Source organism: Xanthomonas sp. WHRI 7065, from assembly GCF_040203115.2.
Classification (GTDB): domain Bacteria; phylum Pseudomonadota; class Gammaproteobacteria; order Xanthomonadales; family Xanthomonadaceae; genus Xanthomonas; species Xanthomonas arboricola.
This window is the reverse complement of record NZ_CP168194.1, coordinates 3,274,881-3,294,856: the sequence shown is the minus strand read 5'-3', so window position 1 is coordinate 3,294,856 and position 19,976 is coordinate 3,274,881. Positions and strand designations below refer to the sequence as shown.

The window sequence follows — 19,976 nt, the reverse complement described above, 5'->3', positions numbered from 1 at the left end:
CAAGACCCGATGACCAAGGCCAAGAAGAAAGTTGCACAGCAGGCGGTACCCACGCCTGCGCCGGTATATCAGCTGCATGTTTCGCTGGTGGACAGCGCGCCGTTGATCTGGCGCCGCGTGCTGGTGACCGGAGCGCTGCGCCTGGCCACGCTGCATCGCGTGCTGCAACCGGTGATGGGCTGGAGTGGTGCGTATCCGTACGAATTCGACCTGGGCGGCGGCCGCTACGGCGAGTCCGGGCTGGATGTGCCGGAGCGGCCACGGCTCAAGCATGCCGCCCGGGTCAGCATCGAAAGCGCGGTGGGCGAGCTGGAGCGGTTCGACTATTTCTACGGTGCCGGCGCGGGTTGGCAGCACCGCATCCAGGTCGAGGCGATCCTGCCGCCGGACGCGAGCCTGCGCGCGGCCCGTTGCGTGGACGGCGCCAATGCCTGCCCGCCGGAAAGCAGCGAAGGAATCGACAGCTACCAGGCCTTGCTGCAGATCATCGCCGACCCGCAGCATGCGCAACATGTGCAGGAGCTGGCCACCCTGGGCGGGCGCTTCGATCCGGGCCATTTCGATCTGGTCGAGGTCAACCGCCTGCTTGCACGTGTCCGCGAATGAGCGCGACTGACGCCGCATTACCTGGGCAACCGGAACCGATGCGACGGGCCAGGTTGCCTGTCGCGCGCATCGCAGCCTGCCGTGCAGGTGATGCTGCAGCAGCCCGACGCCAGCGCCACTGCAGCTTGACGCGCGATCAGCTAGCCTGATCTCCCGGTTTTTCCCGAAAGTGTCTGCGATGTTCCGCTGGTTCGAATCCCTGATCGATGTCTTCCCGCCGATCGAGCGGGAAATGCCGCCGCGTAGCGTGTGGCGGTTCTATCTGCATTATCTGCGGCCGTTGTGGCCGATCCTGCTGGCCACGCTGATCGCCGGTCTGCTGCTGGCCCTGGTGGAAGTGGCGATGTTCGACTTCCTCGGGCGCATAGTCGACATGCTGGCCGAGCGACCGGGAGCGGACTTCTTCCGCCGGCATGCCGGCGAATTGCTCTGGATGGCGGCAATCACGCTGGTGGCGCGGCCGCTGTTCACCGGGCTGCACAACCTGCTGGTCAACCAGGCGATCGTGCCGGGCCTGAGCAACCGCTCGCGCTGGCTGATGCACAACTACGTGGTACGGCAGAGCCTGGGCTTCTTCAACAACGATTTCGCTGGCCGGATCGCCAACCGGGTGATGCAGACCGGGACCTCGCTGCGCGAATCGGCGGTGCAGATGGTCGATGCGCTCTGGTACATCGTGGTCTATACCGGCAGCGCGCTGTGGCTGTTTGCGCAGGCCGACCCCTGGCTGATGCTGCCGCTGCTGATCTGGCTGGTGGTGTATGTCGCGCTGATGGCGTTCTTCGTGCCGCGCATGAAGGCGCGCGCGTGGATCGCGTCGGATGCACGCTCCAAGGCCACCGGGCGCATCGTCGACGGCTACACCAATATCTCCACGCTCAAGCTGTTCGCCCATGCCGGCCGCGAACAGGCCTATGTGCGCGATGCGATCGACGAGCTGGCGGTGAAGCATCGCGGGCAGACGCGCGTGACCACCACGATGGATACCGCCATCGCGGTAGCCAACGGCTTCCTGATCGTGGGCACCTGCGGGCTGGCGTTGTGGCTGTGGAGCCGCGGCCAGATCAGCGTGGGCGCGATCACGCTGGCCACCGGCCTGGTGATCCGCATCCACAACATGTCCGGCTGGATCATGTGGACGGTCAACGGCATCTTCGAAGACATCGGCAGCGTGCAGGACGGCATGCAGACCATCTCGCAGCCGGTGCTGGTGCAGGACGCGCCCGACGCCGTGCCGCTGCAGGTGACGCACGGCCAGGTACAGTTCGAGCACATCCATTTCCATTACGGCAAGCGCGGCGGGGTGATCGCCGGGCTGGACCTGCAGGTGCGTGCCGGCGAGAAGATTGGCCTGGTCGGGCCGTCGGGCGCGGGCAAGTCGACCCTGGTCAACGTGCTGCTGCGGCTGTACGACCTGGAGCAGGGGCGCATCCTCATCGACGGGCAGGACATCGCCCAGGTCACCCAGGAAAGCCTGCGCGGGCAGATCGGCCTGGTCACCCAGGACACCTCGCTCCTGCATCGTTCGATCCGCGACAACCTGCTGTATGGCAGGCCGCAGGCCAGCGACGCGCAGATGCTGGAAGCGGTGCGCAAGGCGCGCGCGGAAGGCTTCATCGACACGCTGGTCGATGGCGAAGGCCGGCGCGGATTCGATGCCTATGTGGGCGAACGCGGGGTCAAGCTGTCGGGCGGTCAACGGCAGCGCATCGCCATTGCGCGCGTGCTGCTGAAGGATGCGCCGATCCTGATCCTGGACGAGGCCACCTCGGCGTTGGACTCGGAAGTAGAAGCGGCGATCCAGGACAGCCTGGACGCGTTGATGGGCAACAAGACGGTGATTGCGATTGCGCACCGTCTTTCCACCATCGCGCGCATGGACCGGCTGGTGGTGATGGACGCCGGACGCATCGTCGAGACCGGCACGCATGCGCAACTGATCGCGCAAGGAGGCCTGTATGCACGCCTGTGGGCACGGCAGACCGGAGGGTTTGTTGCGGCGGATGGGTGAGAGGCTTTCGCGGGTTGCGCACACGAGCAACCGCAGCAACACGCCCCTCTCCTGCCGGGGCGGCAAGGCGCGGCTTGCGCGCCACTGGCGCGCGTGCCTTGGAGCGCCCGCGCCGCAAGCGCGGGCCGGGGCGCGGAGCGGGGGGTAAGGGTACGGGGCGAAGCCACTCGCTGGTTCCGGCCACACCAGGCTTCGCCCGCACCCTCATCCGCCCCTGCGGGGCATCTTCTCCCGAGGGGAGAAGGGTCACTTGTTCTCCCGACAGGAGAAGCATCAATCACTCGATCGGCTGGTCCAGCATCAACTCGCGTGCAAAGCGCACCGGTGGGGCGCCGTAGGACAGCATCTGGTCGTGGTACGCCTTCAGGTTGAAGTCCTTGCCCAGCTTGTCCTGCACCGCCTTGCGCGTGTCCAGATGTTCCTGCACGCCGACGAAGTAGGTCGGCAGCTGCGCGGACGACAGCTGCGCACGCACCCACTTGCCCGCCGCTTCGCTTTCCTGCTGGAAGGTGTCGTGGGTCATCAGGTGCATCGCCTTGTCGCGTTCCCAGCCATCCACATGCACGCCCTGATCGAGGATGGCGTTGGCAATGGTGCGCAGGTAGAACTTGAGCTGCACCAGGTGGAACAGCGGGTCGTTATCCAGATAGCCCTGTTCCTGCATCATGCGTTCGGTGTACACCGCCCAGCCTTCGGCGAACATGCCCGAGCGCAGCACCGCGCGCAGCGTGGAGGGGAACTTGGCCGAATGCCAGCCTTCCAGGTAATGGCCCGGGGTGCCTTCGTGGATGCTGAGCAGGTGGATCATGCGGCTGTTGTATTCGCGCAGGAACGAATCGACCTGCTTGTCGTTCCAGTCGTCGGGAATCGGCGAGACCGCATAGAAGGTCTTGAGATTCTTGTCGAGCGGGCCCGGCGAATCGCAGTACGCCACCGCCACGCCGCGCTGGAACTCCGGCATCAGGATGATGTCCACCGGCGAATCGGGCAGCGTCATCAGATCCTTCTGGCGTACGAACTCGGTGGACTGTGCCAGTGCGGCCTTGGCGTCGTCGACCACCTTGTCGCGTGCCGGCTTGTCGGCATAGGCCAGTTCCAGCGCCGTCTCGATCGCGGCCTGCTGCTGGTCGTCGTTGGGCGTCTCGGGCAGTTTGGGTGCACCGGGCTTGTCCTTGAGCACCGTGCGGGCAATGCCGTACATCTCGCTGCGGACGCGCTTGAGCTCGGACTCGGCGCGCTGCTTGATCTCGGCGCGCGACAACGACGACAGCAGCGCGAATTTCAGCTTCTGGTCGTAGATCTGCGCACCGACGCGGAAATCGCCCTTGGCATTGGGCACCAGCACGGTATCCAGCCAGGTCTGCTGCTCGGCCACGGCCTTGCGCAGATCGTCGATGGCGGCCTGCGCGCGGGCCGCTTCGATCGGGCCGAGCTGGCCGATATTGGGCGCGATGAAGGTATCGACGATGCTGAGGATGCCCTTGTTCTGCTTGGCCACCGTTTCGGCATGGATCTTCGGCACGCGGGCCGGGTCCAGGTTGGCGCGCGCCTGCGCAAAGATGCCGGGAATCTTCTCCATGCGCTGCGTGGCGGAGCTCAGGCGCTCGGACAGCGGCGCGAAGTCGCGCGCCATCAGGCCATACAGCGCGCTGCCGGCCAGGCCGTTGTAGACCTGCGGGTCCCAGGCCCAGCTCTGCAGCACCTCGGTGTTCCAGATTTCCGATTGCAGCTGGTTGCGCAAAATGGCCGCATCGACCTGGTTCTCGCGCGACAGCTTGGCCACCTCGATGGCATCCAGCTCACTCAATAGCTTCTTGCCGGCCTCCAGGCTGCGCTGGCGCCCGGCGGTGCTGAGATCGTCGATCTGCGTGTCGAAGCGGTGATCGCCGGTCTGAGTGGCGGTAACCGGCGACAGCTGCATCCAGGTGTCGAGCGCGCGCTTGGACAGCGCCGCGAAGCGCGCATCCGGCGTCTGCGCAACCTGCGTCGCGGCATCGGGGGTGCCGGCGCGCGGCGATTCGGGCTGCTGCTGGCAGGCGCTCAGGCCGGCGAGCAGGGCGAGGACAAGCAGACGTTGACGCATGGTGGATTCCGATGGAAGCAATCCGCCAGCATAGGCATGTGCGCGCTTGTCCGCATCCGCCATTGGTTTAGAGTGGCCGCTTTCAAGGAGGATCACCATGCACGACGCCGACAGCTGTCATTGCGGACGCATCGCGTTCGACCCGCACACCGATGCGCCGAACACCGAGGCGTACGAGCGCACGTGTGCGTCATGCAGTCGCCGTGGTGGCCTGCTGCGGTCCGGCATACGCGCGCCATTGCGCCTGCAGGCGGCGCCCGATATGCCGGGAAGCCATCGCTTCAACCGGCAGCATGTCGATCACCACCGCGGCCCCCAGCGCGGCGGTGCGCGCTTCAGCGCGGGCGTGCGTTGCAGGGCCGGCGAGCCCGGTGTGGCGGTCAAGCTGCGCGGCGTGTCCGCGCCGGGTCTGGCCGTGCAGAGCATGCACGCGGCCGATGGAGCCAGCCGATGAGGCGCCGGATGCAGTGGTACGCGGTCGGCCTGTTGCTGGGCTGGACGCTGAGCGGGTGTGCCAGGCCGTCGGGCGAGATGGCGGCAGACGGCAGCGCGCCGGCGCCGGCCCCGCCCGCCGCGCAAGGCAACGCGCTGGCGTATGAGCACGATGTACGCATCGAGCTGCCGGCCGATCAGATCGATCAACGCATCGCCGCGGTACGCACTGCCTGCCAGTCGGCGCAGTTCGGCGACTGCGCGCTGCTGGCGGTGGAACAAACCGGTGGGCGCGACCCCAGCGGCAGCGTCAGCGTGCGGTTAGCTCCGGACGGCATCGAGCCGCTGGTGCAACTGGCCGGCCAGCATGGCGATGTCGCCGCGCGCAGCACGCGTGCCGAGGATCTGGCGCAGCAGATCGCCGATACCGGGCTGGCACAGGCGCGCCTGCAGAAAGAACATGCGCGCCTGCTCGAACTGCAGCAACGCCGCGACCTGGCCGTGACCGATCTGCTGGCCCTGTCCAAGCGGCTTGCCGAGATCGAGGCCGAAGCGCAGCAGACCCAGCAGGACGCCGCGCAGCAGCAACGGCGCGTGCGCACGCAGTTGCTGACACTCAATTTCCGCGGCACCGGAGGCGAGCAGGGCAGGGGCGAGATTGCCGAGGCGGCAGCCGAGTTCGGCCAGGTCTTCGCATCCAGCGTGGCCTTCGTGATCCGCGCAGTGGCAGCGTTGCTGCCGGTGCTGGTGCTGGGGGGGATCGTCGGCTGGCTGCTGCTGCAGGCATGGCGCTGGCGTGCGCGGCGGCGCCGGATGTCGTGATCCACTGCGTAGCTGGTCGGCGATGCCGCATTAGCTGCGCATGTTGGAAAGGGCGCTTACGTCAGGCAGCTACTCGACGCGTTGCGCGGTAGCACGTCGATCCTGGTTGCGCTGCTTGCACGCGATCGCGGTACAGCGCAAGGTGTGCAACCTCTCCAGACACCGACTGCGCGCAAGCGCAGCGCAGTCGGTACGGAGCCTGCTCAGCCTTCGTCGAATTCGTACTCAACAAACACGTCCAGCTGCAGGGCCAGCTCCTGCACGGCGTCGCGCACCTTTTGCGCAGTGGCATCGTTGCCGGCTTCCACTTCGAACTCGTGGCTGCCCGGACCTTCGTCGTCGGACAGGCCGGCCGAGCTGGAATCGTCGTCGTCCAGGTGCGGCATCAGGTCGTCGACTTCTTCCACGTGCTCGATGCCTTCGATGCTCTGCAGCAGGTTTGCGATGGCACGCGCGTCGTCGTCGGTGCCGGTGATACGCATGCGAAGAGTAGGCATGGGTGTGTCCTGGGGATTGGGGAGCTAAAGCCTAGGCACCGACAGGACAAAACGAGGTGATGGTGCGCGTTGCCTGCTCCATCGCGTAGATAAGCCGTCGAGCGCTCTTGCCGCTCGCGATAAGCCCCTTTCCTGTGGGGTGACTAAAGCGACGCTTGCGCGCCACTGACGCGCGCGTCCTCAAATCCCCCGGCGCACCCAAAAAAACTCTCTCCTGCGGGAGAGGGGTTGGGGTGAAGGTACGAGGCGAAGCCAATTGCACTCAAACTGCGCCATGGCTTCGCTCGTACCCTCATCCGCTGCATCGGATGCACTTCTCCCGGAGGAAGCAACAACAGCCGCGCCAGGCTTCGCTGCTACCTCTTCGTACACCTTCTCTCCGTGAAGGAGGACGATGTCCCGGAGGCAGAAACGCAGAGGTAGTGCTCGCGCAGGCGGGCAAGGACGATTGCTGCGCAACCTCATTCCGTTGCCGGCGTTTTGCGTGATCGTCGCTGCGTGCGCGGTGTACTCGATGTCTCGCTTGCCGGCAACGCCACCAGCTCCGCCGGCAGTGCCGGCATCGGGGTGCGCTCGTCCAGCGCCTCGCGCTTGAGCCAATCGATAAACGCCATCGCCGCAGGGCCGGGGACGCGGTGGCTGGGGTGCACGATGTAGTAGGCGTAGCGTGCCTTGAGGGTGGGGCCGGGCAGGCGCACCAGTTCGTAGCGCTGCAGATACGGTTGGGCGATGTGCTTGCGCGCCAGGACCGCGCCCAGACCATAGACCGCCGCGCGCATCGCGTCGGTGCTGTCGTTGAAGGTGTGCATCGGCGGCAGCGTGGTGCCGCGCACCTGGGCGGCACGGAACCAGTCGCGCCAGCCCTGCGGCGACATGTCGGTGAGCAACGGCAATTGCGCGATCTGCGCCGGCGTGCGCAGCGCAGCGACCTCCGGCAGTGACGGTGAGGCCACCGGAAACAGTTCGTCGTCCATCAGATGATGCGAGGTCAATCCGGGCCAGGCGCCCTGGCCATAGCGGATGCCGAGATCCGGGCCGCCTTCTTCGAAGCGCGAAAACGCCGCGTCCGATTGCAGATCCATGCGGATATGCGGATGCGCGCGACAGAAGCGCGGCAGCCGCGGCAACAGCCAGCAGTACGACAGCGAGCGCAAGGTGGTCACGCGCAGCGGGATGGCATCTTCGCGCGGATGCAGGTTGCCGGCCACCGAGGCGATCTCGGCCAACGCAGCGGTAGCGGCGTCGGCCAGCTGGCGGCCCTCGGCGGTGAGCTTGACCCCGCGCGGCAAGCGCTGGAACAGGGTCACGCCGAGCAGCGCTTCGAGCTTGCGCACATGGTGGCTGACCGCACTGGCGGTCAGATGCAGTTCTTCGGCGGCATGCGCGAAGTTCTGGTGGCGCGCGGCGGCGGCGAACACGCCCAGCGCGGGCAGCAGGGTGGGGCGCAGGTTCATCGAGGCATGAATGAGATTTGTGGCTCGCCTCGATACTACGCGCTTGTCGCGCCTGCGGTTGCAACCGATGCTGCAGTACCCCATCGCGATGATCGTGCCATGTCCGTCTGCCTGCCTGATGTTGTCTCTTGCGGTTTCAGCACATCACGGCAGCGTGCGCAGGTGCGGCCATGAGCGCGCAACCGGCGACGCAGCCGGCGGTTGCGGCACGCGAATGGCGCACCCCGCTGGAGCTGGGGTTTCTCGGCGTCGTCTGGGGCTGCTCGTTCCTGTTCATGCGCGTGGCCGCACCCAGGTTCGGCACCGTGGCGCTGGTGGAAATCCGCCTAGCGCTCGGTGCATTGGTGCTGTTGCCGTTCCTGTGGCTGGCGCGCGAACGCTTCCCGCTGCGTCGCTGGCCGATGCTGGCGGCGATCGGCGTGCTCAACTCCGCATTGCCGTTCCTGCTGTTCGCCTGGGGCGCGCAACATGCGCCGGCCGCAATCGGTGCGATCTGCAATGCGATGACGGTATTGTTCACCGCATTGATCGCCTTCCTGTTCTTCGGCGAGAAGATCGGCACGCGTCGCGCGCTGGCCTTGCTGATCGGTTTTATCGGCGTGCTGGTGCTGGCCACCGGCAAGTCGGCCGGGTTGAGCGTGGGGCCGGCGGCGCTGGCGGGCGCCACCGCGTCGCTGCTGTACGGCATCGGCTACAACCTGGTGAAGCGCCACATGGGCGACTTGCCGCCGGCCGCATCGGCGGCGTCCACGTTGGGTTGCAGCGCGCTGCTGCTGGCCCCGCTGGCCTGGTTGCAGTGGCCAACCACGCCGGTGCCGGCAGTGGCCTGGGCCTGCGCCACCGCGCTGGGCGTGGTGTGCACCGGGTTGGCGTTCCTGATGTATTACCGCCTGATCCAGCGCATCGGCCCCGCGCGCGCCTCCACGGTGACCTATCTGGTGCCGGTGTTCGGCGCGCTGCTGGCATGGTCGCTGCTGGGCGAGCCGCTGACCTGGACCATGCTGGTGGCCGCAGTGCTGATCCTGGGCAGCGTCGCCTTCAGCCAGCGCGCCCGCTAGGCACGCGCGCGCCGCTTTTACGAATCCCCAATCCCGAACTAGCCAGCCGGCGGCGTCCGCACCGGTAACGGCACATTGCACAGATCGATATGCCCGGCCGGGCGCTTGTAGAAATCGTCCTTGCGATTGCGGCGCGCTTCGGCCACATCGCGGAAGGTCTGGCTGTCGGTGCGCAGCAACTGCAGTGGCGTGCGTTCGGGCATGGGCACCTCGCTGGCCAGGCGAATGGCGCGGATCGGCGAGCGCTGCGCGGGGTCTTCGTAGAAACCCATCGGGTCCGGGCCGCGCGGGATCACGCTGAGCAACTCCATGCCCTTGACCACGCGGCCGACCACGGTGATGTTGCGGTCCAGCTGGCGCGGCGATTGCCCGGTGACCACATACAGCTCGGCGCCGATGCTGCTGTCTTCGTCGTTGTTGCGGCCGGCGCCCAGGGTGCCGTAGCAATGCGCCAGCCAGGTCTTGCCGCTGGCGCTGTCGCGCCCAACCGGGAAGCCGTCGACAAAGCCCACCTGCGCCGCCCAGCCATCGCTGTCGGGCAGGCGCTGGAAATCCAGGCCCTGCGACGGGCGTTCGAATTCGGCCTGCAGGTGCGTCTTCGCCGAGCCCAGCGACTTGGCCTTGGCCGGCGTCTCGCCATCCGGGTCGCCGAACTGCACCACGAAGTTGTCCTGCGAACGGTAGATGCTGAGCCCGTCCCAGAAGCGCTCGTGCGCCAGGGTGCGGATGTTGCCCACGTGCGCGGGCGCAAACTGCGGCGCCAGCTCGATGATCACCCGTCCGCCATCCAGTTCCAGGTACAGCGTGCGCTCGGGGTCGAGCACGCGCCAGGCGCTGGCCGGCGAGGCATCCAGGATCTGCTGCGGGCTGCGATAGGCCGCGTTGGCGGCAGCGGGTAATACCAGGGCAAGCAGGCAGGCGGAAGCAACAGTGCGCAGAAGCATGAAGGCAGCCAGCGGGAGGGATGCCCGATTCTTGCCGACCGCGCGCCCGGACGCAAAGCGCCTGGACACAACGTGCATGTACGCACAGCAGGACGCCGGCGGAATGCGCCGGCGTCCTGCTGTCACGCGCATGCCTGCTTCAGCTGTGCGCTTACGGGTTGTTGCGCACGTGCGGGCTGGTGTGGTGAACGTTGGCGCCATGGTCGTTGCGGAACAGCGGAACCAGCTGCCACAACGCAGAGATGCCGACCAGCGTGTAGACCACACGCGACAGCAGGGCATCCTGGCCGCCGAACAGCGTGGCGACCAGATCGAACTGGAACAGGCCGACCAGGCCCCAGTTCAAGCCGCCGACGATAAGAAGCACCAGGGTGATGACGTTGAGCGTTTTCATGAAGACAGACCGTGTGGGTTGGGAGACCCCAGAGTCCGCATGCCGCACGCAACACCTCGTGAGCCTGCGCGAGGGCATGACGGGCTTGCGCACGCCACGATCACGTCCAGCTGACGCGCGTGAAACCGATGCAGTGTGTTGGCCATCGGCAGCGCCCCGACGGCGTAGTGTCAGCGTGCCGGTTTGCGCCTGACGTACAACTGCTTGCGCACCCGCGCCACCACCTCGCCCTGGCGGTTGTGCACCACGTTTTCGAACCAGCGCAGGTGTTTTTCGCCACTGGCGGTGGCGGCGCGCAACTCGGCCAGCACGCTGTCGTCGATGACGAACTCCGCGCTCACCGTACCGCGCCCGGGTTTGACGAACTCGATGCTGCCGGCCTTGTCCCACACGTAGTAGTCGCGCCCCAGGTTCTGCATGGTCAGCAGCATCCAGAACGGGTCGGTCATCGCGAACAGGCTGCCGCCAAAATGGGTGCCGACGTAATTACGATTCCACGGCCGCTGGCGCAGTTCCACGCGTGCGTAGCGGTAGTCGGGCGACAACGCGGTGACGTGGATCCCGGCGAACAGGTACGGCGGCCACAGGTTGATACCGAGCTTGAACAGTGAAGCACGCATGCGGCCAGGGTCCATGGCGGGGCGGGCCCGCAGCATACCATTCGCATGCGTATGGAGGTTATGGCGGTGACGGCAGCGCCCGGCCGGCCTGCAGACCGGGTGCCGTGGTGCCGGCGGTGCTTAGAACACCAGCGATGACATCTTGCGGCGGTAGCGGCCGACCAGGTCTTCGTCCTCGATCACCCGGAACGCATCGATCAGGCTACGCCGCGGCAGGTTGTCGTCGAAGGCGCGGTCCTGCCGCAGCATTTCCAGGAACTGCTCCAGCGCGGCCTCGTCATGGCCGTCGAGCAGGTGGCGCACGCCAAGCAGATGGCGCGCGCGCAGGTCGGCACCGTTGGCGGCAACGGCGGCCTGCAGCGCGTCGGCAGCCGACGCGTCCTTGAGCACATTGGCAAAGCTCAGCCGGGCCTTGGCGCGCACCGCGCGGTCGTCGGTGGCCAGGTTGGCGGGCAGGGCGTCGATCAACTGCTCGGCCTCGGCGGTGTCGCCGGTCTTGAGCAGCGCCAGTGCCAGGTCCAGCTTGAGCTCGTCCTTGTCCGGCTCGGCGGCGATCGCCTCACGCAGCGCGGCGACCTGGTCCTGCGGCTCGAGCGGGGCCGGCGGCAGTGCTTCGGCGACCTGCGGCTCGGCCGGCAGCACGCCGTGCTGGGTCAGGAATTCGCGCACCTGGCCTTCCGGCATCGCGCCCGGGAAGCCGTCGACCAGCTCGCCGCCCTTGACCAGGAACACCGTCGGCACCGAGCGGATCTGGAACGCGGCAGCGATCTGCTGTTCCTTGTCCACATCGACCTTGGCCAGCTCGAAGGCACCGTTGTAGTCGGCGGCGAGCTTTTCCAGGATCGGCGTCAACGACTTGCAGGGGCCGCACCAGGTGGCCCAGAAGTCCACCAGCACCGGTGTCGTCAACGATTTCTGCAGGACCTCGGTCTCGAAGGTGTCGGTGGTGGCATCGAATACGTGCGGCTTGTCGGACATGGGCTTCCAGAAGTGATTGCGGCAACAGTGGGAGGTAATGGTGGCAAACCGGGCCGACACAAGGCTGGCCGGCCCGGGCGCACGGCGCGTGGCCGGCCGTCACGCCGGCAGGGGTTCACGCCACGCGCGCCCGGCACGACAATGCTGCGTCCTGGTGGCGCAGCCTGCGCCCCGCGTTGGAGCAAGGCAATGACACGCATCGATGGCACCCAGCGCTACCTGGGCCTGGTCGCCGCAACCGTATTCGTGCTGGCGGTGGCCGGCTTCGGCGTGGCACTGCCCGGTTACCTGCAGGCCAGTCACCCGGTGGCATTGCTCGGTGCCAACGGGGTGCCGCATGCGCTGGGCTTCAACCTGCTGGCGTTCGTGCTGGTCGGTGCGCTCGGCATGGGCACCGGAGTCAGCCTGCTGGCGCGCATGCCGGCCAGGTCCAGCTGGAGCCTGCGCGTGGGCGGGCAGTTGATCGTGCTGGCCGGGCTGGCCTTTCTTGGCATGGGCGCCTTGCCCCTGGATCCCACCGATCTGGACGGGCGCGCCAGCCAGGCCCATGCCACCGCCTGGCTGTTGTGGGCGGTGGCGTTCGTGCCGGGCATGTTGCTGCTTGCTGCCGCGCTGCTCAACCAGCCCGGCACCCGCGCACTGGCGTGGCTGAGCCTGGGCGCGGGGCTGCTGGTGGCGGTGCTGGCGTTCGGCCCGCCGGGCCTGCTGCGGCAGGCGATCGCCCAGCGCCTGGCGTTCCTGGCCTGGGTCGGCTGGCTCGCGGTGGCAGCCTGGCGCTGGCCGGCCAGACCCGCCGCCTGAGACAGCGTTTGGAGCACCTGCTGCACTGCGGTACCCTGTGCCGCTTTGCACCGCCCGAGCATCCGCTCCCAATGTCCACCGTCGAACCGAACGCCTACGACCCGCAGCAGGTCGAAACCTCCGCCCAGCAGTTCTGGGATGCCACCCACGCCTTCCAGGTCGACGAAACTTCGGACAAGCCGAAGTTCTATTGCCTGTCGATGCTGCCGTACCCGTCCGGTGCGCTGCACATGGGCCATGTGCGCAACTACACCATCTCCGATGTGGTCAGCCGCTACAAGCGCATGACCGGCCACAACGTGATGCAGCCGATGGGCTGGGACGCGTTCGGATTGCCGGCGGAAAACGCGGCGATCAAGAACAAGACCGCGCCGGCCAAGTGGACCTACGCCAACATCGACCACATGCGCGGCCAGCTCAAATCGCTGGGCTATGCGATCGACTGGTCGCGTGAGTTCGCCACCTGCACGCCCGAGTATTACGTGCACGAGCAGCGCATGTTCACCCGGCTGATGCGCAAGGGCCTGGCCTATCGCCGCAACGCGGTGGTGAACTGGGACCCGATCGATCAGACCGTGCTGGCCAACGAGCAGGTCATCGACGGCCGCGGCTGGCGCTCCGGCGCGCTGGTGGAAAAACGCGAGATCCCGCAGTGGTTCCTGCGCATCACCGACTACGCGCAGGAACTGCTCGACGGCCTGGACCAGCTGGACGGCTGGCCGGATTCGGTCAAGACCATGCAGCGCAACTGGATCGGCCGCTCGGAAGGGCTGGAGATCCAGTTCGACGTGCGCGACACCGATGGCGCTGCATTGGACCCGCTGCGCGTGTTCACCACCCGCCCGGACACGCTGATGGGTGTGACCTTCGTGTCGATCGCCGCCGAGCATCCGCTGGCGTTGCATGCGGCCAAATCCAATCCGGAGCTGGCCGCGCTGCTGGAAACGCTCAAGCACGGCGGCGTCTCCGAAGCCGAGCTGGAAACCCAGGAAAAACGCGGCATGGCCACCGGCCTGACCGCGGTGCATCCGATCAGCGGCGAGCAGGTGCCGGTGTGGGTGGCCAACTTCGTGCTGATGGGCTACGGCACCGGCGCGGTGATGGCGGTGCCCGGCCACGACCAGCGCGATTTCGAGTTCGCCAACAAGTACAAGCTGCCGATCGTGCAGGTGGTCAAGCTGCGTGAGCCGCGCAACGACGACGAGCACAGCTGGGACGCCAGCCAGTGGCGCGACTGGTACACCGACAAGAGCCGCCCGCTGGAGCTGATCAATTCGGCCGAGTTCGACGGGCTGGATTTCGGCGGCGCCTTCGAGGCACTGGCCGAGCGTTTCGAGCGCAAGGGCCAGGGCCAGCGCCGGGTCAATTACCGCCTGCGCGACTGGGGCGTGAGCCGCCAGCGCTATTGGGGCTGCCCGATCCCGGTGATCTATTGCGCCAAGTGCGGCGCAGTGCCGGTGCCGGAAGACCAGTTGCCGGTGGTGCTGCCGGAGAACGTGGAATTTGCCGGCACCGGTTCGCCAATCAAGACCGACCCGACCTGGCGCCAGACCACCTGCCCGGATTGCGGCGGCCCCGCCGAGCGCGAGACCGACACCTTCGACACCTTCATGGAGTCGAGCTGGTACGTGGCGCGCTACACCAGCCCCAACGCACGCGACATGGTCGATCGCCGCGCCAACTACTGGATGCCGGCCGACCTGTACGTGGGCGGCATCGAGCACGCGATCCTGCACCTGATGTACTTCCGCTTCTATCACAAGCTCATGCGCGACGCGCGGCTGGTGGACAGCGACGAGCCGGTGACCAACCTGCTCACCCAGGGCATGGTCATCGCCGACACCTTCTATCGCGATGCCGATAACGGCGGCAAGGACTGGATCAATCCGGCCGACGTGGAAATCCAGCGCGACGAGCGCGGCCGCGTCACCGGCGCGGTGCTGATCGCCGACGGCCAGCCGGTGCACATCGGCGGCACCGAGAAGATGTCCAAGTCCAAGAACAACGGCGTGGACCCGCAGTCGATGGTGGCCAAGTACGGCGCCGACACGGTGCGGCTGTTCTCGATGTTCGCCGCCCCGCCGGAGCAGTCGCTGGAGTGGAACGAGGCCGGCGTCGATGGCATGGCGCGCTTCATGCGCCGGCTGTGGGTGCAGGTGCACAAGCATGTGGGCGAGGGCGCCGCCGCCGCACTGGACGCCGCCGCGCTGAGCGCCGAGCAGAAGGCGATCCGCCGCAAGACCCACGAAACCATCGGCAAGGTCAGCGACGACTACGGCCGCCGCCACAGCTTCAACACCGCGATCGCCGCGGTGATGGAACTGTCCAACGCGCTGGCCAAGTTCGACGATGCCAGTGCGCAGGGCCGGGCGGTGCGCCAGGAAGCCCTGGAGGCGATGGTGCTGCTGCTCAACCCGATCACCCCGCACGCCAGCCACACGCTGTGGCAGGTGCTGGGCCACGGCGAGACGCTGCTGGAAGATGTCGCGTTTCCGCAGGTCGATGCCGCCGCGCTGGTGCGCGATGCGCTGACCCTGGCGGTGCAGGTCAACGGCAAGTTGCGCGGCACCATCGAGGTGGCCGCCGACGTCGGACGCGAGCAGATCGAAGCGCTGGCCCAGGCCGAGCCGAACGCAGCCAAGTTCCTGGAAGGGCTGAGCGTGCGCAAGATCATCATCGTGCCCGGCAAGATCGTGAATATCGTGGCGGGCTGATCGTTGCCGATTGCCGGTCCGTGCAGTGTCGCGGACCGGCGTGGCGACGCGCAGGTGAGATTGCCGCAGTGGCGTGTGGTCATTCATTTCACCGGCGCGCGGCGACGCGTTTGTCATTCCCGGGCGCCGCGTTTTTCGCGGCGCCCTCTCAAGCCCCGTTCACGCGGTGTCGGGCAGGCTAGCCGCCTGTTGCCGCCGCCGGGGCGCTCATCCAGACTGTGCCCATGATTCGATTTCCTACTGCCTTCGCTGCGTCCCTCGTGCTGGTCTCGAGCCTCACCGCCTGCGGCTTCCATCTGCGCAACTCGCTGGCGCTGCCGCCGGACACGCCCGCGGTGAAGGTGCAGTCCGCGGTGCAGTACAGCGAGCTGGCCAAGTTGCTGCGGCGTGGCCTCAAGGCCGCCGGCGCCACCCTGGCCGACGAAGATGCCAAGACCGGCTTTGCGCAGGTGCAGGTGTTGTCCGAGCGCTGGGGCGATCTGCCGATCGCCATCGACAGCCAGGGCCGCGCGCAGGAATACAGCCTGCGCTATGCGGCCATCTTCACCGTCACCACCGCCAACGGCTCGGTGCTGGTGCCGCAGCAGGTAATCGAGCTGTCGCGCGACTACGTGTCGCCACCGGTGGATGCCACCGGCACCGCGACCGAGCGCGAGATCCTCGCCAACGAACTGCGCAAGGACATGTCGGCCTCGATCCTGCGTCGCATCGACAGCGTCGTGCGCGCGCGTGTGGAGCGCGGCGAGACGCTGGAAAGCACGCCCAGCGCGCCGCTGCAGCCGGCCACCACACCGCCGGTGCAGCCGTCCACGCCGGAATCGAGCGTGCCGGCTTCGCTGCCGCCCGCGTCTTCGTCGAATAACTGAGCAACTGGTGATCATCCCGTCCGCGCATCTGCCGGGCAACCGCGCACGGTGTGCGGAGTTGGCTTGCGCCAGGCGCATGTCGCGCTTGCTGCGCGGTGAGCATGTCCCGACGATCGCCGCCGACGCTGTCTTGTGCGTGACGGTGCAGTGGTGCGTGCCTTCGTAGTGATGGAACTTAGGTAGTCATGGAACTTCGCCCAGAACAGCTCGCCGGCCAGTCCAATCAGCCGCTGCAGCCGGTCTACCTGATCGCCGGTCCGGAGACCTTGCGCGTGCTGGAGGCGGCCGATGCGGTACGCGCGCGCGCGCGCGCCGAAGGCATCAGCGAACGCGAGGTCTTCGATGCCGATGGCCGTGAGTTCGACTGGAACCAGCTGGATGCGACCTTCAACGCGCCCAGCCTGTTCAGTCCGCGCCGGCTGGTGGAAGTGCGCCTGCCCAGCGGCAAGCCGGGCAAGGACGGCGCCGAGGTCATCACCCGCTTCTGCGCCAACCCACCGCCGGATGTGGTGCTGTTGATCACCGCCAACGACTGGAGCAAGGCGCACCAGGGCAAATGGGCTGACGCGGTCGGCCGCATCGGCACCATTTCGGTGGCCTGGGCGATCAAGCCGCACGAGCTGTCGGACTGGATCGAGCGCCGCCTGCGCAGCCACGGCCTGCGTGCCGACGCGGCGGCGGTGCAGCGCCTGAGCGAGCGGGTGGAAGGCAACCTGCTGGCCGCCGCGCAGGAAATCGACAAGCTGGTGCTGCTGGCCGATGGCAAGGTGCTGGACCTGGAGGCGATGGAGTCACTGGTCGCCGATGCCGCGCGCTACGACGTGTTCCGCCTGGCCGAAACCACCTTTTCCGGGCAGCCGGCCGCAGCGATCCGCATGCTCGCCGGCCTGCGCGCCGAAGGCGAGGCCGTGGCCGCGCTGATGCCGATCCTGATCAAGGAACTGCTGCGCACTGCGTCCTTGGCCAAGGTGCAGGCCAACGGCGGCAACCTCGCTGCCGAAATGAAGGCGCAGGGCCTGTGGGAATCACGCCAGGCGCCGTTCAAGCGCGCGCTGCAACGGCACCCCGAACCACGCCGCTGGGAGCGCTTCGTCGCCGAAGCCTCGCGGGTCGATCGCATGGCCAAGGGCCGCGCTGACGGCGACCCCTGGGTCGGCCTGGAACGCCTGCTGGTGGCCGTGGCCGAATCCCGCGCGGTGAGATTGCTGGCGTGAAAGCCGGCGATGCCGCCAACGGCGACGCGCGACCCGCCTCCCCACGCAGCGCAACCCCCGACCAGGCCGCAGCTGCGACCACCTCTAGCAGCGCAGCCCACACCTCGCCGCCCACCAACTCCCACCCGGCAGCGCCGGCTCCGCGCTCTTCCGATTCCCTAATCCCGATTCCCGAATCCCAGCCTCACCCCGATTCCCCAATCCCGATTCCCCAATCCCAGCTCCACGTCTACTACGGCGGCACCTTCGATCCGGTCCACCTGGGCCACCTCGCCATCGCCTGCGCCGCGCGCGACGAACTGGGCGCGTTGGTGCACCTGGTACCGGCCGCCGACCCGCCGCACCGTCCCGCACCCGGCGCCACCGCAGCGCAGCGCGCGCGCATGCTGGAGCTGGCGCTGGCCGACACCCCCGGGCTGGCGCTGGACACCCGCGAGCTGCAGCGCGCCAGCCGCGACCGTGCGCCGTCCTACACCGTCGACACCTTGCGCGCGCTGCGCGCCGAGCTGGGCCCCACTACACCGATCGCCTGGCTGCTCGGTGCCGATGCCTTCATGGGGCTGAGCAGCTGGCATCAGTGGGAAGACTTGTTCGAACTGGCGCATTTCGTCATTGCCGCGCGTCCGGGCACGACGCTGGACCTGGCCGATGCGCCGCAGCTCGCCGCGGCAGTGCAGGGCCGCTGGGCCGCCAGGGCGGGCGAACTGGGCATCTCGCCGGCCGGCCGCCTGTGGTCGCTGCAGCAGCCGTTGCGCGGCGAATCGGCCAGCGCGGTGCGCTCGCGCATCGCCGGCGGCGGCCACTGGCAGGCGCTGGTACCGGCGTCGGTGGCGGCATTTATCGCGCACGAAGGCCTCTACGGCTGCGCCCCGCCGACTAGCTGAACACGCAGCCGGCCGGACCGGCCTATAATTCACGCCAATTCCATCGAGTTGCCCGCTTTGACCACCCAAGCCCAAGTCATCAAGACCTCCATCCCGAATCCGCCGCCGTCCGTGCCGGCCCTGCTGGCCACCGTGCGCGAGGCCGTGGAGGAGCTGAAAGCCAAGGACGTGGTCGAGATCGATGTGCGCGGCAAGTCCAGCGTCTGCGATTACATGGTGGTCGCCTCGGGTACCTCGACCCGCCATGTGAAGTCGATCGCCGAAGAAGTGGTCAAGTTCGCCAAGCGGCTGGACGTGATGCCGCTGGGCGTGGAAGGCGAGCGTGAGGCCGAGTGGGTACTGGTGGACCTGGGCGACGTGGTGGTGCATGTGATGCTGCCGCGCGTGCGCGAGTTCTACGCACTGGAACGTCTGTGGACGGTGGGTGACCAGCGTCCGGACGACGCGGAAGCCGATCCCGAAGAGTGAGTGAGCCGGGCATGCCGCGCAATGCCCGACCCACGACCGATGCGCCTGCCTCGCAGGCGCTGCAACAGCTGCGCAGCCAGGGCGCGCACGCCTCCGGCGCGCCGCTGTCGCCGGCACGCAAGCGCTTCGACCGCTTGCTGCGCGACCTGGAACGGCATCGTGCCGACCTGCAGGCCTGGCAGCTTGCACTCGCGCAATGGCGCGAGCGTTACCACGCCGAATTGCAGCCCTTGCTCGACCACCGCCGCGCAGCCGACATCGCCCTGGTCGAAGAGCTGGACCATGCGTATGCCACGGTCAAGCTGGGCAAGGCCGACCGCGCCTTCCTGTCCGAATTGCTGTGCGATATCGCCGCCCCGCTGATCGAGGCCGGCCACGCGTCACTGCGGCCGATCTACGATCGTCACAGCGCAGCCGGTTACGACCAGGAAGCCGCCGAATCCGATGCGCTGATGAAGCAGATCCTCGGCCAGGCCTACGGGCTGGATGCCGACGAGCTGGATGGCATCGATTCGCCCGAGCAGCTCTACGAGCGCGTCAGCGAGCGCCTGCAGCAGGAGCGTGCGCAGCAACAGCAACGCCACACGCAACGGCGCAAGCGTGCCGAGCAAAAGGCAGTTGGGGAGAATGCCGAGCCGCCTCCGTTGCGCGAGCTGTATCGCAAGCTGGCCGGCAATCTGCATCCGGATCGCGCCAAGGGCGCCGACGACCACGCCGCGCGCACCATCCTGATGCAGCGGCTCAACGCGGCCTACAAGGCCGGTGATCTGCTGGGTCTGCTCGAACTGCAGGCCGAGATCGGTCTGATGGACGCCCAAGGCGTGGATGCGATGAGCGCCGCGCGCCTGCACGACTACAACCGCGAGCTGGATCGGCAGTGCAGGCAGCTGCAACAGCAGGTGCAGCAGCAGTCGGACGACTTTTGCGCCGAATACGGGCTGGAGCTGCCGTCGCGCCCCAAGCCGGAGCGACTGGGCCGCCTGATGGCCCAACTCAAGCGCGAAGTCGAAGACGACCTGCTGGACGCGCGCCGTGGCCTGCGCGAGCTGGAAGACCCGCAATCGTTCAAGCGCTGGTTGAAGCAGCAGCGCGCCATGGCGGGCGCGCCCGACGCGCCCTGGTTCTGATCC

19 protein-coding genes are annotated in these 19,976 nt (G+C 67.5%); 12 read left to right on the top strand and 7 right to left on the bottom strand.

What is annotated here, in order from left to right; genetic code table 11:
* The first annotated feature begins 9 nt into the window (after window positions 1-9).
* Both ABQY64_RS13815 and ABQY64_RS13810 read left to right on the top strand, forming a co-directional pair.
* Window positions 10-606, top strand: a complete 597-nt coding sequence (locus tag ABQY64_RS13815; protein ID WP_349780070.1) for a plasmid pRiA4b ORF-3 family protein — start codon at window positions 10-12, stop codon at window positions 604-606.
* A gap of 178 nt (window positions 607-784) precedes the next feature.
* On the top strand, window positions 785-2,617 hold the full coding sequence (locus tag ABQY64_RS13810) for an ABC transporter ATP-binding protein (RefSeq protein WP_102253798.1): 1,833 nt from the start codon (window positions 785-787) through the stop codon (window positions 2,615-2,617).
* Window positions 2,618-2,894: 277 nt separating this feature from the next.
* Here the strand turns inward: ABQY64_RS13810 and ABQY64_RS13805 are convergent, their stop codons facing one another.
* Window positions 2,895-4,700, bottom strand: coding sequence for a DUF885 domain-containing protein (locus ABQY64_RS13805; protein ID WP_349780071.1), 1,806 nt, complete (start codon window positions 4,698-4,700; stop codon window positions 2,895-2,897).
* A 97-nt stretch (window positions 4,701-4,797) separates the two neighbouring features.
* Between ABQY64_RS13805 and ABQY64_RS13800 the strand changes: the two genes are divergently transcribed.
* Both ABQY64_RS13800 and ABQY64_RS13795 read left to right on the top strand, forming a co-directional pair.
* Window positions 4,798-5,154, top strand: a complete 357-nt coding sequence (locus tag ABQY64_RS13800; RefSeq protein ID WP_349780072.1) for an aldehyde-activating protein — start codon at window positions 4,798-4,800, stop codon at window positions 5,152-5,154.
* The gene (locus ABQY64_RS13795) at window positions 5,151-5,954 is read left to right on the top strand and encodes a DUF4349 domain-containing protein (RefSeq protein ID WP_349780073.1); all 804 of its coding nucleotides are present in this window, start codon (window positions 5,151-5,153) and stop codon (window positions 5,952-5,954) included. Before ABQY64_RS13800 ends, ABQY64_RS13795 begins: the two co-directional genes overlap by 4 nt.
* A 203-nt stretch (window positions 5,955-6,157) precedes the next feature.
* Here the strand turns inward: ABQY64_RS13795 and ABQY64_RS13790 are convergent, their stop codons facing one another.
* Together ABQY64_RS13790 and ABQY64_RS13785 are read right to left on the bottom strand one after the other, a co-directional pair.
* Window positions 6,158-6,451, bottom strand: a complete 294-nt coding sequence (locus ABQY64_RS13790) for a hypothetical protein (RefSeq protein ID WP_005994696.1) — start codon at window positions 6,449-6,451, stop codon at window positions 6,158-6,160.
* 461 nt (window positions 6,452-6,912) lie between these two features.
* A complete protein-coding gene (locus ABQY64_RS13785) occupies window positions 6,913-7,905 on the bottom strand; it encodes a LysR substrate-binding domain-containing protein (protein ID WP_349780074.1) in 993 nt (330 codons plus the stop codon).
* A 170-nt stretch (window positions 7,906-8,075) separates the two neighbouring features.
* Here ABQY64_RS13785 and ABQY64_RS13780 point away from each other — a divergent pair, with 170 nt between their 5' ends.
* A complete protein-coding gene (locus ABQY64_RS13780) occupies window positions 8,076-8,963 on the top strand; it encodes a DMT family transporter (RefSeq protein WP_024939741.1) in 888 nt (295 codons plus the stop codon).
* Window positions 8,964-9,001: 38 nt separating this feature from the next.
* Here the strand turns inward: ABQY64_RS13780 and ABQY64_RS13775 are convergent, their stop codons facing one another.
* The 4 genes from ABQY64_RS13775 to trxA form a co-directional block, all read right to left on the bottom strand.
* Window positions 9,002-9,907 (bottom strand): peptidylprolyl isomerase, encoded by a 906-nt coding sequence (locus ABQY64_RS13775; protein WP_349780075.1) that lies wholly within the window; start codon window positions 9,905-9,907, stop codon window positions 9,002-9,004.
* A 151-nt stretch (window positions 9,908-10,058) separates the two neighbouring features.
* Entirely contained in the window at window positions 10,059-10,301 is a 243-nt protein-coding gene (locus ABQY64_RS13770) for a DUF378 domain-containing protein (protein ID WP_024939739.1), read from the bottom strand.
* Between the two features lie 170 nt (window positions 10,302-10,471).
* Complete coding sequence (locus ABQY64_RS13765) at window positions 10,472-10,921, bottom strand: DUF4442 domain-containing protein (RefSeq protein WP_024939738.1); 450 nt, start codon at window positions 10,919-10,921, stop codon at window positions 10,472-10,474.
* A 120-nt stretch (window positions 10,922-11,041) separates the two neighbouring features.
* Entirely contained in the window at window positions 11,042-11,899 is an 858-nt protein-coding gene (gene trxA, locus ABQY64_RS13760; RefSeq protein WP_349780076.1) for a thioredoxin, read from the bottom strand.
* 189 nt (window positions 11,900-12,088) lie between these two features.
* Here trxA and ABQY64_RS13755 point away from each other — a divergent pair, with 189 nt between their 5' ends.
* From ABQY64_RS13755 to ABQY64_RS13725, 7 genes are all read left to right on the top strand, one after another.
* Window positions 12,089-12,700 carry a DUF998 domain-containing protein gene (locus tag ABQY64_RS13755; RefSeq protein WP_349780077.1) on the top strand — a complete coding sequence of 204 codons (612 nt, stop codon included), beginning with the start codon at window positions 12,089-12,091 and terminating at the stop codon, window positions 12,698-12,700.
* 71 nt (window positions 12,701-12,771) lie between these two features.
* Window positions 12,772-15,414, top strand: a complete 2,643-nt coding sequence (gene leuS, locus ABQY64_RS13750) for a leucine--tRNA ligase (protein ID WP_024939735.1) — start codon at window positions 12,772-12,774, stop codon at window positions 15,412-15,414.
* A 224-nt stretch (window positions 15,415-15,638) separates the two neighbouring features.
* Window positions 15,639-16,280 carry an LPS assembly lipoprotein LptE gene (gene lptE, locus ABQY64_RS13745; RefSeq protein ID WP_024939734.1) on the top strand — a complete coding sequence of 214 codons (642 nt, stop codon included), beginning with the start codon at window positions 15,639-15,641 and terminating at the stop codon, window positions 16,278-16,280.
* Between the two features lie 185 nt (window positions 16,281-16,465).
* On the top strand, window positions 16,466-17,494 hold the full coding sequence (gene holA, locus ABQY64_RS13740; protein WP_349780078.1) for a DNA polymerase III subunit delta: 1,029 nt from the start codon (window positions 16,466-16,468) through the stop codon (window positions 17,492-17,494).
* Window positions 17,495-17,655: 161 nt separating this feature from the next.
* Window positions 17,656-18,378 carry a nicotinate-nucleotide adenylyltransferase gene (gene nadD / locus ABQY64_RS13735; RefSeq protein WP_349780127.1) on the top strand — a complete coding sequence of 241 codons (723 nt, stop codon included), beginning with the start codon at window positions 17,656-17,658 and terminating at the stop codon, window positions 18,376-18,378.
* Between the two features lie 57 nt (window positions 18,379-18,435).
* The gene (gene rsfS, locus ABQY64_RS13730; protein ID WP_016903759.1) at window positions 18,436-18,846 is read left to right on the top strand and encodes a ribosome silencing factor; all 411 of its coding nucleotides are present in this window, start codon (window positions 18,436-18,438) and stop codon (window positions 18,844-18,846) included.
* 11 nt (window positions 18,847-18,857) lie between these two features.
* Window positions 18,858-19,973 carry a J domain-containing protein gene (locus ABQY64_RS13725; protein WP_349780079.1) on the top strand — a complete coding sequence of 372 codons (1,116 nt, stop codon included), beginning with the start codon at window positions 18,858-18,860 and terminating at the stop codon, window positions 19,971-19,973.
* Window positions 19,974-19,976: the final 3 nt, after the last annotated feature.

Excerpts from the sequence above, each read along its gene's own strand:
- ABQY64_RS13795 (WP_349780073.1), top strand. The coding sequence starts at position 5,151 with ATGAGGCGCCGGATGCAGTGGTACGCGGTCGGCCTGTTGCTGGGCTGG.
- ABQY64_RS13800 (WP_349780072.1), top strand. The coding sequence starts at position 4,798 with ATGCACGACGCCGACAGCTGTCATTGCGGACGCATCGCGTTCGACCCG.
- ABQY64_RS13770 (WP_024939739.1), bottom strand. The coding sequence starts at position 10,301 with ATGAAAACGCTCAACGTCATCACCCTGGTGCTTCTTATCGTCGGCGGC.
- lptE (WP_024939734.1), top strand. The coding sequence starts at position 15,639 with ATGATTCGATTTCCTACTGCCTTCGCTGCGTCCCTCGTGCTGGTCTCG.
- ABQY64_RS13815 (WP_349780070.1), top strand. The coding sequence starts at position 10 with ATGACCAAGGCCAAGAAGAAAGTTGCACAGCAGGCGGTACCCACGCCT.
- holA (WP_349780078.1), top strand. The coding sequence starts at position 16,466 with ATGGAACTTCGCCCAGAACAGCTCGCCGGCCAGTCCAATCAGCCGCTG.
- leuS (WP_024939735.1), top strand. The coding sequence starts at position 12,772 with ATGTCCACCGTCGAACCGAACGCCTACGACCCGCAGCAGGTCGAAACC.
- ABQY64_RS13805 (WP_349780071.1), bottom strand. The coding sequence starts at position 4,700 with ATGCGTCAACGTCTGCTTGTCCTCGCCCTGCTCGCCGGCCTGAGCGCC.
- ABQY64_RS13790 (WP_005994696.1), bottom strand. The coding sequence starts at position 6,451 with ATGCCTACTCTTCGCATGCGTATCACCGGCACCGACGACGACGCGCGT.
- ABQY64_RS13765 (WP_024939738.1), bottom strand. The coding sequence starts at position 10,921 with ATGCGTGCTTCACTGTTCAAGCTCGGTATCAACCTGTGGCCGCCGTAC.
- ABQY64_RS13725 (WP_349780079.1), top strand. The coding sequence starts at position 18,858 with ATGCCGCGCAATGCCCGACCCACGACCGATGCGCCTGCCTCGCAGGCG.
- ABQY64_RS13785 (WP_349780074.1), bottom strand. The coding sequence starts at position 7,905 with ATGAACCTGCGCCCCACCCTGCTGCCCGCGCTGGGCGTGTTCGCCGCC.
- trxA (WP_349780076.1), bottom strand. The coding sequence starts at position 11,899 with ATGTCCGACAAGCCGCACGTATTCGATGCCACCACCGACACCTTCGAG.
- ABQY64_RS13775 (WP_349780075.1), bottom strand. The coding sequence starts at position 9,907 with ATGCTTCTGCGCACTGTTGCTTCCGCCTGCCTGCTTGCCCTGGTATTA.
- ABQY64_RS13780 (WP_024939741.1), top strand. The coding sequence starts at position 8,076 with ATGAGCGCGCAACCGGCGACGCAGCCGGCGGTTGCGGCACGCGAATGG.
- ABQY64_RS13810 (WP_102253798.1), top strand. The coding sequence starts at position 785 with ATGTTCCGCTGGTTCGAATCCCTGATCGATGTCTTCCCGCCGATCGAG.
- ABQY64_RS13755 (WP_349780077.1), top strand. The coding sequence starts at position 12,089 with ATGACACGCATCGATGGCACCCAGCGCTACCTGGGCCTGGTCGCCGCA.